This is a genomic window from Brucella sp. RRSP16 (assembly GCF_052246815.1).
GTDB classification, from domain to species: Bacteria; Pseudomonadota; Alphaproteobacteria; order Rhizobiales; family Rhizobiaceae; genus Brucella; species Brucella intermedia.
In genome coordinates, this window is the sequence record NZ_JBQQAM010000001.1 from 368,121 (window position 1) to 384,315 (window position 16,195).

Below are 16,195 nucleotides of genomic sequence, written 5' to 3' on the forward strand. Positions count from 1 at the left end.
GCTTCTAAGCATGAAACGTAATTCGGTGTTGCCGGGGTTCGGGCTGACCCTCGGCTGCACCTTGCTTTATCTGGCCGTGATCGTAGCCTTGCCGCTATTAGCAATGATCCTGAAAACGGCGAGTCTCGGCTGGAGCGACTTCTGGAATATTGTGACTTCAGAGCGGGCGCTGGCAACTTACAAGATCACCTTGAGCGCCGCTGCAGTGGCGACCGTGTTCAACGGTCTGTTCGGTCTTCTGCTGGCCTGGGTACTGACGCGGTATGAATTCCCAGGCAAACGTTTGATCGACGCCGCTGTCGATCTTCCTTTCGCGCTGCCAACTGCCATTGCGGGTCTGGCGCTGGTAACACTGTTTGCCCAGAACGGCTGGTTCGGACGGTTTCTTGAACCGATCGGCATAAAGGTCGCTTACGCACCGCTTGGCATCATGATCGCGATGTTCTTCACCAGCATCCCGTTCGTCATCCGCACGGTTCAGCCGGTTCTGGAGGATATGAGTGCCGATGTGGAAGAGGCCGCACGCAGCCTTGGTGCCAGTTCGTGGCAGACATTCTCCCACATTATCTGGCCGACGATCTTTCCCGCTTTCCTTGCAGGCTCGTCGCTTTCCTTTGCGCGCAGCCTTGGCGAATTTGGCTCAATTGTCTTCATCTCCGGCAATCTGCCCTTCGAAACCGAAGTCACATCACTCCTCGTTTTCATCCGGTTGGATGAGTATGATTATCCAGCCGCGGCTGCGCTTGCATTCGTGATGCTTGTCACGGCTTTTGTCATGCTTCTCGTGACCAATCTCATTCAGGCAAGGCAGCTTCGTTATGCAGAACGCTAGCGCAAGCATGCACGCGCGAAATTCAGGGCCAATGCGCAGCCTGTTGATCTGGCTCGCGGCCCTGTTGTCGGTCATCTGTATCGGGGCGCCGCTCGCCGTCATCTTCTCCTATGCCTTCAGCAAGGGAGTCGATGTCTTTTTCAGCGAGATATTGATGCCGGATACATTGCATGCGGTGTGGTTGACCATTCTGACGGCAATTGTGGTCGTGCCGATCAATATGGCTTTTGGCGTCTGTGTTGCATGGCTGGTAACCAAGTTTCGGTTCCCGGGGCGGCGGTTGCTCATTACTTTCGTCGAAATACCGTTTTCCGTGTCACCTATCGTGGCCGGTGTGACATATCTCTTCCTCTATGGATCGCAGGGTTTGCTGGGGCCGTTGCTGGAGTCCTATGACATCAAGATCATGTTCACGGTCCCGGCGATTTTTCTTGTCAGCCTCTTCGTGACTTCGCCTTTTGTGGCACGTGAGCTGATCCCGCTTATGGAAGTGCAGGGGAGCGATGAAGAAGAAGCGGCCCTGACACTGGGGGCCAACGCCTGGCAGACCTTTTTCTATGTCACCTTGCCCAATATCAAATGGGCGTTGCTTTATGGCGCGGTGCTTTGCAATGCACGTGTGATGGGGGAGTTTGGGGCAACGTCGGTTGTTTCGGGCGCAATTCGCGGCAAAACCAATACGCTGCCCCTGCAGGTAGAGCTGCTGTTCAATGACTATAATGTCGCCGGTGCTTTCGCCGCAGCCTCGACGCTGGCATTGATCGCACTTGTGACGCTTGTCTTGAAGATACTGCTTGAGCGAAGGCAAGGTGCCTGAAATGAAGAGCCGCCCATTCGAAAAATGGGCGGCTGGGCGGTCACGCTGCTTGGGAAAGCGTATTGTTTACAGGTTCTCTGTGAAGAGAGGACGCGAGGATAATCCCCTCAGGCCAGCGGCTGAATCCGCTTGCCACGTTGATGTGACCGGCATGACCAAGATCGACAAACCCCGATCCCCACACATGCGAAAGCGCTTCAGCCTTGGCAAAGCTCATATATTCATCGTTACGACTTGCCACGACGATGGAAGGAAAACCCAGTTCATGGCGGGGCAGCGGGGCAAAGCTCTGGAAGCGGCTATCCTTGCGGGCCATGGTCTCGGCGTCGGCCGGTGCAACGAGAAGTGCACCCGCCACATGAGCGGCCGATGGGCGGCTCGCCAGATGTGCGACGAGCGCACAGCCCAAACTATGGGCAACCAGAACTGCGCCGGGATTTTCAGCCAGCTTGGCTTCGAGCGCGTGCATCCAGTCGGATAGAACGGGATAGTGCCAGTCGTCCTGTTCGACGAGCAATGCTGACGGATCGTCATGCAACCATTGGCGCTGCCAGTGGCCTGCTTCCGATCCCTTGTAACCGGGGATGATCAATGTCGCAGGCATGCGTTTTTTCCTCTTGGATAAAGCCTTGGGAGGGCGTTCAATTTCGCAATGTCGATGCTTCGCGAAACTGGTTCCAAGATAGGCGGCGTCAGCCGCTATTTTAAGGAAGATAAATTCAAATAAGGGCGGAGTTTGTGAAAAATATACTCCACCCTTGGTCCGCTCCTATTTCTGCTGTTTTTCGTTCCAGCGCAGCAGAAATTGGGACTTTTCGAAAACCAGCACCACCACGAGCGACATTGCGAACGGAATAAGCAGGTAGAGCAGGCGGAAGACGATCAGGGCGGCGAGGACATCGGCCTGATCCATGTCCGGCAGACCTGTGAGGAAAACGAGCTCCAGGACACCGAGACCACCGGGAGCGTGCGATATCAGGGCTGCCGAAAACGAGACCAGAAAAATGCCGAGAATAATGAGAAATCCGGGATTGCCGGCTTCGGGCAGGGCAAAATAGATGATGCCGGCGGCGCCGATCAGTTCCAGAGGAGCGACGATGAGCTGCTGCACAACCACCGACATGCGCGGATATTCCAGACGGAAGCTGCCGATCTTCAGCGGGCGCAGGCCCAACCAGCTGCCGAAGACATAAACCAGCACGAATGCCAGCATCAAAAGCGCAATAACGATAGAGACTGTCGGTGTCAGCTCCTCGTTGAAACGCATCAGAATGTGCGGTTCGAGTAGAAGAACGACGCTGGAAGTTATGATGACGCCAAGAATGAACGTGAAGGAGCAGAAAGCGATGAGAACGGCGATTTCACTGCCGGGCATGCCTTGCGAGGAGTACGCTCGATAGCGCACCACGGCGCCGGAGACGACGGAGGCCCCGATATTGTGCGACAAGGCGTAGGTGGTGAAAGAGCAGAGCGCGATGAACAGCCAGGAGATTTTGCGCTTGAGATGCATGAGCGCGATACGATCATAGCCTGCAAGCGAACTATAGGCGAGAAGCGCGGAGCCAGCCGCAAGAATCCAATGATGGGTGCGGATGGCATAAAAACTGTCCAGAACATCATCCAGCGAGATGCTGCGAAGCTCTCGATAAAGGAGCCAGACCGAAATTCCAACTGCGCAAATGCCTACGACCGGCCAGATGTAATCCTTTGCTTTCATCAACCGGTCACCACGCCTTCATGCTTCATATCGTCCCCTTTTTTGCCCATAATATCGGTTGTTCCGTCCGATATTATCCCCATTATGCCTGTCTGAGGGGCGCCTTCCGAAACGGTGTCGGCGTTTTTCCTCTTGATCTCGGTGCCGATTGCCTTCGCCATGGCGGCTGCAATTTCTTCTTCTCCCAGAATGACAGAATTGGCGCCAAGATCATGCAGATATTGTGCTTCTGCCTTCGAGCAGGCGCGCACGACGATGTTGATTTCCGGGTTGGCAGCTCGAGCCAGCGCTGTCACCCGACCAGCCTCAAAGGCGTTGGGTATCGCGATGACCAGATTTCGAGCAGCTGACGGATTGGCGGCCTCCAATATTTCCGAATCGGAGGCATTGCCGGTAATCGCCTCAATGGCTTTATCCTTCAAAGATGCGCTGACTTTCGGCGAATCTTCAATCACGAGGAAAGGCGAAGTTTGCGCCTGCAATCCTTCTGCGATCCCCGCACCGATTTGGCCATAGCCAACGACAATCGTGTGTCCGGCCAGTAATGTTTGCGGTAAAGGCTCGGGCTCGGAAATGCTGGGTTCGACATCGCTGTTGTCACCAGCTGTAATTTCGCCCTTGCTCCGCTTCTCGATCCATGGCCGCATCCGCTCTGCCACGATGAACATGACCGGATTGAGGAAAATCGAGAGGATTGCGCCAGCGAGAATGAGGTCGCGCCCCGCCGGAGGGAGTAGATTGAGGCTGACGCCCAACCCAGCAAGAATGAAGGAGAACTCACCGATTTGCGCAAGGCTTGCGGAAATGGTGAGCGCCGTGCTGACCGGGCGACGGAAAGCGCGCACGATGAAGAACGCCGCAACCGATTTTCCGACGAGAATGATGGCGAGTGTTCCCAGTAGCGGGAGCGGATCGCGAACAAGGCTCATGGGATCGAACAGCATCCCGACGGAAATGAAGAACAGCACCGCGAAAGCGTCGCGCAAGGGGAGGGATTCTTCCGCTGCCCGATGGCTGAGCTCGGATTCGCTCATCACCATTCCGGCGAAGAACGCGCCCAACGCGAAGGAAACGCCAAACAGATGGGCCGCGCCGAAGGCAACGCCCAGTGCTATGGCGAGCACACCGAGACGAAACAATTCACGTGAGCCGGTCTGGGCCACGACGTTGAGAAGCCACGGTATGACCTTGCGCCCGACTATGAGCATCAGCGCAACGAAGACAATGACCTTGGCAATGGTGAGAAGAATGATGCCGCCTATGCCGAGGCCAAGCCATGAAACAATGGGATCGCTTGCTGCCGTGCCTTCAGCGCGGCCGGTGACGCTGGCAATGGCCGGAAGCAATACCAGGGCCATGACCATGGCGAGATCTTCAACGATCAGCCAGCCGACGGCAATGCGCCCACGCTCGGTATCGATCAGGCGGCGCTCCTGCATGGCGCGGAGCAGGACGACTGTACTGGCGGTTGAAAGGGCCAGGCCGAAAACCAGACCCGCCTGAACATCCCAGCCGAGGGCCAGGCCGAGGCCCGTGCCAAGTGCGGCAGCGGCGGCAATCTGCGCAAGCGCGCCGGGCACCGCGATGGCTTTGACGGAAAGAAGATCCTTAAGCGAAAAATGCAAGCCCACACCGAACATCAGCAGGATGACACCGATTTCGGCGAGCTGAAGGATGAGGTCCTGATCTGCGACGAAGCCGGGAGTATGGGGACCGGCAATAACACCGGCAAGGAGATAGCCAACGAGGGGCGAGATTTTCAAACGGGTGGCTATCGCACCGAAGATGAAGGCCAGGCATAACCCGATGACGATTGTCGCAATCAAAGGCGTGTCATGGGGCATCAGGTGCCTTCCCCCTCTGGCTTCTCGGCTTTTTGCATGTGGATGCCGGGCAAGGACTGAGCCCTGCCCGGCGAATGATTTTATTTCTGCGCTGCAGCGCTGTCTTCGATAGCCTGATGGGCTTCCTTCCGGTGCTGCCACCAGTTGCCCAGCAGAAGCAGAATCGGAGCGGCGATGAAGATCGACGACGACGTTGCGATCACGATACCGAACAGCATCGGCACGGCAAAATTATGAACCGCGCTGCCACCCCAGATGGCCATCGGAACCATACACAGGAATGTCGTCACCGATGTATAAATACAGCGCACGAGCACCTGATTGATACTCATGTCGACGATTTCGCGCAGAGGTTTCGATTTATAAAGGCGCATGTTTTCGCGCATGCGGTCATAAACCACGACCTTGTCGTTTACCGAGTAGCCGATGGCGGTCAGAAGCGCTGCGATGGCGGTCAGGTTGAAGTCGAGCTGGAACAGCGCGAAAAAGCCGACCATCTTCGTGGTGTCGAGGACGAGGGTGATGATCGCTCCCATCGCGAAGAACCACTCGAAACGCCACCACAGATAGATGAGCATACCGAGTGCCGAAAGGACAACGGCGATGAAGCCGGAACGAGCCAATTCGCCCGAAACCTTCGGACCGACGACTTCCGTCCGTTCGATCTTCACGCCCGGATCAAGCTCGGTTACGGCCTGGCGCATCTTGTTGACGGCGGCCGTCTGCGCTTCTTCGCCACCATCCTGACGCTGCACACGGATCAGTACATCATTCGGACTGCCTGCAGACTGCAGTGCTACTTCACCAAGGCCAAGCGCCCCAAGCTTTTCGCGCAATTGTGCCAGATCGGCAGGTTGTGACGTGACGATTTCCGCCTGGATACCGCCCTTGAAATCGATGCCGTAATTCAGACCCGGCTTGAAGAACAGACCAATCGAAAGGATGGACAGGACGATCGAGACGCCGATGCCGACGAAACGGGCGTTCATGAAGCTGATGTTCGTCTTTTCGGGAACGAATTTCAGGAATGGCTCGATGACGAGCACCTTCAGCTTACGCTTGCGCACGTACCAGGCCATGACCATGCGCACCAGCGTCACATCCGTAAACATGGAGATCGCGATACCGAGCATCATAGTGATGGCAAAGCCGCGAACCGGACCTGTGCCGAACGTGAAGAGCAGCAAGGTCGAGATCAGGGACGTAACGTTCGCATCCACGATGGTGGAGAAAGCGCTGTGGAAGCCCTTGTCCAGCGCCGCCATGGCTCCGAGGCCCCGGCGCGTTTCTTCACGAATACGTTCGTTGATGAGAATATTGGCGTCGACCGCGATCCCAATACCGAGAATGATACCGGCAATACCGGGCAATGTCAGAGTTGCCCCGATAAGGCTCAGTGCAGAGAAGGTGAGCAAGGTGTGGAGCAGCAGCGCCACGTTCGCAATGGTACCCCAGACGCCATAAAGCAGCTGGATGAAGACCGCGACAAGCACAAAGCCGACGATACCGGTGATCAGGCCCATCTTGATAGCGTCGCCGCCAAGATCCGGACCAACGGTACGTTCTTCGATAACGGTAAGCGGAGCGGGCAGGGCGCCGGCGCGAAGGAGCGCGGAAAGGACGACCGTGTCCTGGACTGTGAAGCTGCCGGAAATCTGGCCCGAACCGCCGGTGATCGGTTCGCGGATGACCGGTGCGCTCAGCACCTTGCCATCGAGCACGATTGCGAACGGACGATTGACGTTCTTGGTCGTAATGTCCGCGAACTGGCGGGCCCCAAGGCTGTCGAAACGGAAGGAGACGATCGGTTCATTGGTGCGCTGGTCGAACCCTGCACGCGCGTCAGTGAGACGCTCGCCGGAAAGGGCGATCTGATCCTCGATCGGGAACTTGATGTTCGGGTTCTTGGAATCCGGCATGATCGTTACGCCCGGAGGCGGCGGATCGTTCGGATTGGCATCGGCAACCATGTGGAAGCTCATTTTCGCCGTGCTTCCGAGAAGCTGGCGAAGCTGTGCCGGGTCCTGAAGACCTGGAAGCTGAACGACGATGCGATCCGAACCCACACGCTGGATGGAAGGCTCGGCAACGCCGACCTGGTCAACGCGCTGACGGATGATTTCGAGGCTCTGCTGGAGAGCGGCGTCGAGACGGTAGTTGAAGCCCGCCTCGGTCAGGGTCAGGCGCACCTGGTTGTCGGTCGAGGCGACATCGATGTCGTTGATCGCAGTGCCGAAACCGCTGGTGTTGACCTGCGAGATCAAGGTGCGCAGTGCAGTTTCCGCCCTGGAACGCTGATCGGCATCAGGAATGGTGACGACAACGGCGTCGCCAACTGCGCGGATAGACTGCGGCTGGATACGCTCGGCGCGCAGCTTGCTGCGGGCATCGTCGAGCAGGGTCCGCAGACGGTCCTTTTTCAGACCAGCGGCATCGACTTCAAGCACGAGATAGGAGCCGCCGCGCAGGTCGAGACCGAGCGTGACCTGACGCTTCGGGAACCAGGACGGCATCGCGTCAAGGTGCTTCTGGGTAAAAAAGTTGGGCAAGGCGATGATAACGCCGATCACAACGATCAGGCTATACAGCGCAACCACCCATTTCGAAGTACGCATGGATTAAGGTTCCGGTTGGTGCGCCCCAATTGCCACTTACTGAGTGGCGGTGCGGGCTTTGTTTATTACGGGCGTTAGGATTGGTAAGGGCCAATCATCAAGAATGGCGTATTATGCGCTTTTCGGAGGCGCACGGGCAGAGCCAAAATGTCTCTGCAAGACCGCGAGACGCGGGAAATTCTGCGCCGCTTCGGCTGATTTCGTCTCTGGCAGTATCACGCCTGCCGAAGCAACGAGCAGGGCCGCCCCGGTACCATCGAGATAAGCTGTCTTGATTTTGGCCGCTATGGCTTCGATCAGGATTGCCCGCATGGGCTGGGGTGAAGGAGTGGACTGCTGGCGAACAGGTGTCGCCGGACTGCCTTCGACCTGTCTTGCTACAATCCCCCCGGCATGGCTGCGGGCTGCATCCTCATCAATGGACGAAAAATCGACGGCAAAGAGAAAAGCGGTAAAAGACAGAACGCAGGTCACGAACAGCATGAAGCCATGCCGTTTGTGCTGTTCCGTGTTTGTTATGCCCTTCATCAATTCGCCAAGACTTTCTCTAGAGTCTATCCGTGGAGTCGAGCCAGCTTTTCACACTCATTGCGAATCCTCATTAATCATTTGTGTTCGCGGGAACAAGGAAATACTGGCATCACGGCTTGTCTTATACGGTATCTGTCCGCTTCCTACGCGCGATGAAATCTTGTAAACAGCCACGCCTTGCATCCGTTTTAGGGCGCTTTATGTTGAAACCATGTCTTGTTTAACGGCAGAATTGAATTGGCATATTCATCGACGTTTCGTGTTCTTGCATTTTCTCTTCTGATCGGCGTCCTGTCGCCGGGGAGCCTTGCGCCCGCCATCGCGCAGGACAATAAGCAGCCGACACCGGCCGCGACGCAAGCCTCACCAGTTGCGGCTCCCCAGAGCAATACAGCCCAGCAAGCGCCTGCTGCCACTGATCAGCCCACGCCGGTTTCCAATATCGTTAAGCAGCAAAGGCCCGTTATCGACGATCTGCAGCAGCAGACGAAACGGATCAGCGATCAGCTTCCGAAAGCGGCTTCAAACGATGAAACGCTCGCCAACCTCAAGCTCCAGTTGGATTCTCTTTCAAAGAAGCTTCTTGATGCCGGTGTTTCATTCCGTCCGCGTCTAAGCGAAATCAACACGCGGCTGGAACAGCTGGGGCCAGCGCCGTCGAGCGATCAGCCGCCTGAACCGGCCATCGTCAGCGAAGAACGTGCCCGGCTGACCTCCGAAAAGGCGGAAATCAATGCGATTGTCGGCGAGACGGAGGATACGTCGCTTTCCGTCAACCAGATGTCCGCAAAAATCGGGGATATGCGCCGAGATCTTTTTGCAAGGACGCTTTCCCAGCGCGTGAACATCGACACGACGCTGGGGACTGAGGTTGCATCGGCGGCGAGCTCTCAAATGGTATCGCTCTGGCGCATCGTCCAGTCATGGTGGCGCTTTGTAAGCACGTTCAAGCTCAATTCGTTTCTCGCCGCCGCCTTTTTTGCGTTCGTAGCCGCGTTGGTCATCCAGCTGGGTGCGCGACGCGTTCTGGGAACGCTGTACCAGCGTGATCCAACGGTGGAGTCGCCCTCCTATCTGAGCCGACTGTCGGTGGCCTTCTGGTCCACGGTAATACCATCGGCGGCTGTCGGTGTATTCTTGGCGACCACGTACTTTTTTCTGAATTACTTCAACGTCTTGAGAACGGACATTGCGTCTCTTCTCCAGTCGCTTTTTCTGGTGCTCGGGCTGGTTTTCTTCATCCACAGGCTGGCATCCGCCTGCATCAGCTCTGATATGCCGCAATGGCGGCTGGTTCCGGTCGCGCCGCGTCCGGGACGAGTTCTGGGCTGGCTGATAACGGGAACGGCGCTGACAAGCGGGCTCGATTCCTTCTTCGGAACGGTCAATCAGATACTTTCATCACCGCTGTCGCTGACGATGGCGAAAAGCCTGCTCGCTACCGTAATGGTCGGTGTTCTTATTCTGGCGATTGCTTTCCTGAAGCCCGTTGAGCGCGAAAAGGATGGCATTGTCCGGTCGTGGCCGCGTGCCTTCAGAACGTTCCTCATCATATTGGGGCTTTTGCCTATTCTGACTGCGGTCTTCGGCTATATAGGCATGGCGCGCTTCATATCGCAGCAGATCGTGGTGACCGGCGCATTCCTTGTGACCATGTATATGGGTTTCCTGACCGGGCGTGCGATTTCCGAGGAGCAGGCTTTTGCATCCAGCCAGATCGGCAGGGCAATGCGGGAGCGCTTTCATTTCGATGACGCGACGCTGGATCAGCTTGGCCTCGCAGCAGGCATCCTGATCAATCTCGTCGTGGCGCTGATCGGTATTCCGCTTGTTCTGATGCAGCTGGGCTTCCAGTGGGCGGAACTGAAAAGCACATTCTATCAGCTGATGACCGGCTTCCAGATCGGCAATATGTCAATCTCGCTGATGGGGCTGCTGTCAGGCGTGCTGCTGTTTGTGATCGGTTATCTGCTGACGCGATGGTTCCAGAACTGGCTCGACAACAGTGTCATGGCGCGCGGGCGCGTCGATTCCGGCGTACGCAATTCGATCCGCACGGTCATAGGGTATGTCGGTCTCTGTCTGGCGGCCTTGATGGGGATATCGGCAGCCGGGTTCAACATGTCGAATCTCGCTCTTATTGCCGGTGGTCTTTCACTCGGTATCGGTTTTGGCCTGCAGAATATCGTTCAGAACTTTGTTTCAGGTCTCATCCTGCTCGCCGAGCGTCCCTTCAAGGTAGGCGACTGGGTGGAGGCCGGCACGGTCAGTGGTATCGTCAAGAAGATCAGCGTGCGCGCGACGGAAGTCGAAACTTTCCAGAAGCAGTCGATCATCGTGCCCAATTCGACGCTTATCAATGGTAACGTTGGCAACTGGACTCATCGCAACAAGCTTGGACGCATCGATATCAACGTGCAGGCCTCCTATACTGCGGAACCGCGCCGGGTTCATGCATTGCTGCTGGAAATCGTTCGTGGCCATCCATCAATCTTGAAGAATCCGGAGCCTTTCGTCGCTTTTCAAAGCATGAACGATTCACTGATGGTTTTTGATATCTATGCTCATGTAGCCGATATTACATCGACCGGCGGCATCAAGAATGAGCTGCGTTTCCAGATCGTCGAGCGTTTCCATGAAGAAGGACTGCATCTGTCCTCATCCTCGACCGATCTCATCCTCAGCGTGCCGGAAATCGAAAAACTTTCCGGGTTAATGCAGCAGGAAAGAGAGAATTCGTCTGCGGTCAGGACAAAAAAGGCAAGTGCGGAAAAGCCGGAAGCCAAGGACAAGGACGATGATCGCGCTTGATGAACATTACGTTCAGTTGCAGTTCAGTTTTGTCCGCTTATAAAGGGCTGTCTCAGGGCAATAGGGCTCACGCGACACAGGATATATCGCAGCGGGAGCGATAGAAAGGTCGGGACGATATGAACACAAATCAGCTCAACAGTTTGGGCAAACTTGTTCTTGGTGCAGCAATTGGTTTTGCGGTCTCGACTGGCGGCGCCTACGCTGCCCAGATATCCAATAATGATAGCGGCCCTCAGACGGTTGTGGTTACGGAAGGCGCTTCCAAGCGCGAAATGATCGTCGCGCCGGGTGAGACGGTGGATTTCTGCGCTTCAGGTTGTTTTGTGACCTTTCCCAATGGGGATCGTGAAGCATTGACCGGTGATGAAAAGATCACGATCAGCGGTGGCAAGGCAACATTGAAATAACACTTCCTCCGGTAATAAAAAAGCCGAGGCGACACCCTCGGCTTTTTTTATAAAAAGTGTTCAGCTTCGAGGCTTCAAGTTTTCCGGATCGTAGAGCGGTTTATAACCGATAGAGCGTACTTCGACCGGATAAGTCTCACCGAAATATTCCACGCTCAGTTTGCGGCCTTCCTGGCAATAAGCCCAGGGCAGATAAGCAAGAGCAATATTCTTGCCGATGGTCGGGCCATAAGCGACGGATGTGGTGAAAGACCGGCGGCCCAATTCGTCGACAAGCGTTTCTCCCGTTTCAGGGTCCTGTACTGGCATGATGCCGACCGGATAACGGGCCACGCCGTTCTTATCGAGATTGTCAGTCATTACCAGCGTGCAAAGCATGGCCGGTTGGTGCTCGCGGGCGCGATATTCCAGATACTTTGCCTTGCCACGGAAGTCAGCTTCCTTGACCTTAGGACGGGCAAGATCTGCTTCCAGAAGATTGTATTCGGTCAGCAGATCGGCATTTTGCAGGCGCAGGCTCTTTTCCATGCGCCGCGTGTTGGCGTAGGTCTCGACACCGACCGCAATCACGCCGGTGGAGCGAAGCGCATCCCAGACGGCGAGGCCGTCTTCATAACGCATATGCAGTTCCCAACCCTGCTCGCCGACATAGGAGATACGGAAGGCGGTAACGTCTTTGCCTGCAATCCTGATAGGCTTGATGGCAGCGAACGGGAAGTTTTCCGCATCAAGGCCTTCCGGGTTCTCAACCACCTTTTTCAGGTTTTCACGTGCATTCGGACCCCAGATGCCGATGGTGACGTATTTTTCGGTCACATCGGTGATGGTGACGTCAAAGCCCTTATCTTCGGCTACGCGGCGCATATAGTGGAAGTCACGAGGCCCGGCATCGGCGCCATTGATCATGCGGATACGATCAGCCATGCGGATTGCTGTGAAGTCGGCGCGCACCATGCCTTCGTCATCGAGGAAGTGGGTATAGATACCCTTGCCGATATTGGCGTCGCCGCCAATCTTGGCAGCACACAGCCACTCCATCAGTTCGACTTGGTCGGGGCCTTCGATATCGTACATGGCGAAGTGGGAGAGATTGATGATGCCGCAGTTTTCGGTGAGTTCGAGATGTTCGGCATTGGAAACGCGCCAGAAATGGCGGTTGTCCCATTCGTTCTCGCGCACGGGAACGCGGTCGCCGTATTTCTCCAGCAGGTGCTCATTGGCGGCGTAGCCATGCGCACGCTCCCATCCGCCCAGTTCCATGAAATAGCCGCCGAGTTCGACCTCACGTTCGTAGAACGGCGAACGGCGGATGTTGCGGCCCTTTGAAAAGGGTTCGCGCGGGTGAACTGCCGGATTATAAACCTTCATCGCGGTTTCCGTGCAGCGGTCCCAGATGAACTTTTCTGTCATCTGATGCGGATAAAAGCGCGAATAGTCGATAGCGTGATGGTCGATGGATGTGCGGCCGTCGGTCATCCAGTCAGCAATGAGCTTACCCATGCCGGGGCCGTCCTTGACCCAGATGGCGACGGCATACCACAGGCCGCGCACCTTCTGGCTTTCGCCCATGGATGGACCGCCATCGGTCGTGACTTGCAGGAAGCCGTTGAAGGAGTGGCTTTCATTATAGCCAAGTTCGCCCAGAATGGGCGTCAGTTCGATTGCACGCTCCAGCGGTTCCAGAATCTGGTCCATTTCAAGGTCGCGCTGCGATGGCGAGAGACGCGCTTCATGCTTTTCCAGAAGGTCACGAGGATGGCACAAGCGCGGGTTCTTTTCTTCGTAATAGCCCCATTCGATCTGTCCGCCTTCGGCGGTCTTTGGATCGCCCGTATCGCGCATATAGGCCGAGTTGCCCTGATCGCGCATGAGCGGCCAGCCGATTTCCTTGCCCGTTCCTTCGAACTCGGTATAGGGACCGAAAAATGTCAGCGGATGATCGATCGGCATGACAGGCAGGTCTTCGCCAACCATTTCGGCAATCAGGCGGCCCCAAAGTCCCGCACAGATGATGACATAATCGGCCTCGATGCTGCCACGATGCGTGACGACGCCCTTGATGCGACCGTTTTCCACGATCAGCGACTGTGCAGGCGTGTTGGCGAAACTCTGCAGCTTGCCTGCGGCCTCCGCCTGATCGATCAGCTTGCCGGCAACGGTCTGCGAGCGCGGGATAACCAGGCCGGCATCCGGGTCCCACAGGCCGCCTTGAACGAGGCTCTCCTCGATGAGAGGGAACTTTTCCTTTATCTCCGCCGGTTCCATCAACCGCGCGCGGGTGCCGAAGGCCTTGCCCGATGCAACCTTGCGCTTGATTTCGTCCATGCGGGCATCGTCGCCCACGCGCGCCACTTCGATACCGCCGACGCGGGCGTAATGCCCCATCTTTTCGTAGAAATCGATGGAATAGAGCGTCGTCCAGCAGGAAAGGAAGTCGTGGCTCGTCGCATAGCAGAAGTCTGACGCATGGGCTGTCGAGCCGATGTCGGTCGGAATGCCGGATTTATCGATGCCGACGATATCATCCCAGCCGCGCTCGATCAGATGATGTGCAACCGAGGCCCCGACGATACCGCCCAGCCCGACAATCACAACTTTCGCCTTCTTAGGAAACTCTGCCATTTTATGCGACCCTAGTTGGTATTTTTACAAAACCATAGTCGTTGGCTGGCCGCGACATTTGCCTTTATACGACATATTCGCAGCGCCAGACGACTGCATGGCAGCTTCTGGAAATCGCCGAATGGCCGAAAGATGCTGTTCTGTTCGCGACGTGCTAGCCCATCCGAGGGGGCACACAGCACGCCTTACGTAAGTGATTCCGAAAAGAACTGTATGGTTTTGATTTTCTTTCGAAAGCCGGAAGGGCCGAGCCCTCCCGTTCAAGAGCCCGCACCGTTCCCGTTCGATATCGTGCTCAGGCAGCGATGAGCATTTTGCGCTCAGCACGTTCCTGTTGGGGCGAGCGCCCATATAGTTCCCGGTAGCATTTGGAAAAATGCGACGCGGATACGAAACCGCAGGCAACTGCAACCTCAACGACCGGCATGGACGACTGCAGCAACAGGTGCCGTGCCCGATCTAGCCGGATTTCGAGGTAATAGCGCGCCGGAGATCGGCCCATTTCCTGGCGGAAAAGTCGTTCAACCTGCCGGCGGGACAGGCCTATCGTATGGGCGACATTGATCAGCGCCTGCGGTTCCGAAAGGTTGGCTTCCATCATCTCGATAATGGTCAGTACCTTCGAATTTTGAATGCCGAGGCGGGCGCGCAGTGGCAGGCGCTGGCGATCCTGTGGGCTGCGAACACGATCGGTCAGGGCCTGCTCGCAAATCTTGTTGACCAGGTTCGCGTCGAAATCGTCGCCAATCAGTTTCAGCATCATATCGAGAGAAGCTGTTCCGCCGGCGCAGGTGTAGAGGTTGCTATCCACCTCAAAAAGATCGGCATATACCTCGGCCTTGGGGAAAGCCTCCGAAAAACCCGGAAGATTTTCCCAGTGAATTGCGCAGCGTTTTCCGGATAGAAGTCCGGCTGCCGCCAGTATGTGGGCGCCAGTACAAAGCCCGCCGACGGCAACACCGCGATTATACTCCTCGCGCAGCCACGCAAAGACTGATTTGTTCCTGAATTCTTCTACGTAGACGCCTGAACAGACGAACACCATCGATGGACGCTGTTCGCGCTGTAAAAAGCGCCGCTCGTCTTCCAGCGATGCGTTGACAGCGCATTCCACGCCATTGGAGGCCGTCACCGGCTTTCCGTCGACAGATGTCAGCCGCCAACGATAGGCGTCATAGCCCAGCATTCGATTTGCAATGCGCAATGGCTCGATGGCCGTTGCGAAAGCAATCATCGAAAAATTTGGAACAAGAAAAAAGACAATAGACCGCTTAACCGATGAAGCCTGGATCATGCCCGATCGTTCCCATTCTCGAAGGCTTTGGCCGCGGTTCCCGACGCAGCTGAGGCCTTGTGTCTCCGTCACGACTCCGGGTCATTTTGGGCCCGGTTTCTATCCGGTCGCTTTCAGACCGGCGATCCTGTCGCGCATACCCGGATTCACAGGGGGCAGGTGATGACGCAAACAAGATAGTGTTCTATTGAGACACAGAACGGGTAGGTTGCAAAGTGCGGCTAAATGCCTGCCGCGAAAAGGTATTTCAATGTCGGGAAATTGAGGGCGGGCCGCATGGTCGCCCTCAATCGATTTCAGTTTTTGCGCCGGATTTCGGCCGGATTTCGCGGGGTGCCGGCCAGCCGATCATCCACGTTGGGCCAGCCAATATCGTGCAGTATGTGTTCAGGCAATGATTCCAGTACCCGGCGGCTGCGCTTCACGCGTCCCTCATAAGCCCAGATTTGCAGCTGCTGCCGCATTCTGGAGTGAAGTTCCAGAAGCCATGACGGCGCATTTGTGACGGTCCAAGTTGGCAGGAAGCGAACTGTCGCCGCCTTGCCATGGGAAGCGGTTTGGCATTGAACGGTCATTTTCTCTCTCCTCGTTCAGAAAGTCCGGTTGATGCGTTCGCTGCAGCTCGCCTTGTTGATGCTCTGAATATGTATTCCGCTTGACGTTCAATCAAACGAAATATAGAAAGGCTTAAGATCAGAAAAT

12 protein-coding genes are annotated in these 16,195 nt (G+C 56.2%); 4 read left to right on the plus strand and 8 right to left on the minus strand.

The features are described from left to right. The first annotated feature begins 10 nt into the window (after positions 1-10). On the plus strand, positions 11-832 hold the full coding sequence (gene cysT, locus ACS5UA_RS01710; protein WP_006471719.1) for a sulfate ABC transporter permease subunit CysT: 822 nt from the start codon (positions 11-13) through the stop codon (positions 830-832). Then, a complete protein-coding gene (gene cysW / locus ACS5UA_RS01715; protein WP_031346698.1) occupies positions 819-1,649 on the plus strand; it encodes a sulfate ABC transporter permease subunit CysW in 831 nt (276 codons plus the stop codon). Before cysT ends, cysW begins: the two co-directional genes overlap by 14 nt. Positions 1,650-1,689: 40 nt before the next feature. Here the strand turns inward: cysW and ACS5UA_RS01720 are convergent, their stop codons facing one another. The 5 genes from ACS5UA_RS01720 to ACS5UA_RS01740 form a co-directional block, all read right to left on the minus strand. Continuing rightward, positions 1,690-2,253, minus strand: coding sequence for an alpha/beta hydrolase (locus ACS5UA_RS01720; protein ID WP_021586691.1), 564 nt, complete (start codon positions 2,251-2,253; stop codon positions 1,690-1,692). A gap of 165 nt (positions 2,254-2,418) precedes the next feature. Next, positions 2,419-3,366: a lysylphosphatidylglycerol synthase domain-containing protein gene (locus ACS5UA_RS01725; protein WP_021586692.1), complete on the minus strand. Its 948-nt coding sequence runs from the start codon at positions 3,364-3,366 to the stop codon at positions 2,419-2,421. After that, positions 3,366-5,210 (minus strand): YbaL family putative K(+) efflux transporter, encoded by a 1,845-nt coding sequence (gene ybaL / locus ACS5UA_RS01730; protein WP_021586693.1) that lies wholly within the window; start codon positions 5,208-5,210, stop codon positions 3,366-3,368. The genes ACS5UA_RS01725 and ybaL overlap by 1 nt, the downstream gene beginning before the upstream one ends. An 80-nt stretch (positions 5,211-5,290) precedes the next feature. Beyond that, the gene (gene secD / locus ACS5UA_RS01735; protein ID WP_021586694.1) at positions 5,291-7,825 is read right to left on the minus strand and encodes a protein translocase subunit SecD; all 2,535 of its coding nucleotides are present in this window, start codon (positions 7,823-7,825) and stop codon (positions 5,291-5,293) included. Positions 7,826-7,936: 111 nt separating this feature from the next. Further along, on the minus strand, positions 7,937-8,353 hold the full coding sequence (locus ACS5UA_RS01740) for a hypothetical protein (protein ID WP_021586695.1): 417 nt from the start codon (positions 8,351-8,353) through the stop codon (positions 7,937-7,939). 240 nt (positions 8,354-8,593) lie between these two features. Between ACS5UA_RS01740 and ACS5UA_RS01745 the strand changes: the two genes are divergently transcribed. Together ACS5UA_RS01745 and ACS5UA_RS01750 are read left to right on the plus strand one after the other, a co-directional pair. Beyond that, a complete protein-coding gene (locus ACS5UA_RS01745; protein ID WP_021586696.1) occupies positions 8,594-11,167 on the plus strand; it encodes a mechanosensitive ion channel family protein in 2,574 nt (857 codons plus the stop codon). A gap of 119 nt (positions 11,168-11,286) precedes the next feature. Beyond that, the gene (locus tag ACS5UA_RS01750; RefSeq protein ID WP_006467123.1) at positions 11,287-11,577 is read left to right on the plus strand and encodes a hypothetical protein; all 291 of its coding nucleotides are present in this window, start codon (positions 11,287-11,289) and stop codon (positions 11,575-11,577) included. Positions 11,578-11,637: 60 nt separating this feature from the next. Here the strand turns inward: ACS5UA_RS01750 and ACS5UA_RS01755 are convergent, their stop codons facing one another. The 3 genes from ACS5UA_RS01755 to ACS5UA_RS01765 all read right to left on the minus strand — a co-directional run bounded on the left by ACS5UA_RS01755 (position 11,638) and on the right by ACS5UA_RS01765 (position 16,068). Further along, on the minus strand, positions 11,638-14,199 hold the full coding sequence (locus ACS5UA_RS01755) for a GcvT family protein (RefSeq protein ID WP_031346354.1): 2,562 nt from the start codon (positions 14,197-14,199) through the stop codon (positions 11,638-11,640). Positions 14,200-14,494: 295 nt separating this feature from the next. Beyond that, positions 14,495-15,493: a GlxA family transcriptional regulator gene (locus ACS5UA_RS01760; RefSeq protein WP_021586008.1), complete on the minus strand. Its 999-nt coding sequence runs from the start codon at positions 15,491-15,493 to the stop codon at positions 14,495-14,497. A gap of 296 nt (positions 15,494-15,789) precedes the next feature. Then, the gene (locus ACS5UA_RS01765) at positions 15,790-16,068 is read right to left on the minus strand and encodes a hypothetical protein (protein ID WP_021586007.1); all 279 of its coding nucleotides are present in this window, start codon (positions 16,066-16,068) and stop codon (positions 15,790-15,792) included. Positions 16,069-16,195: the final 127 nt, after the last annotated feature.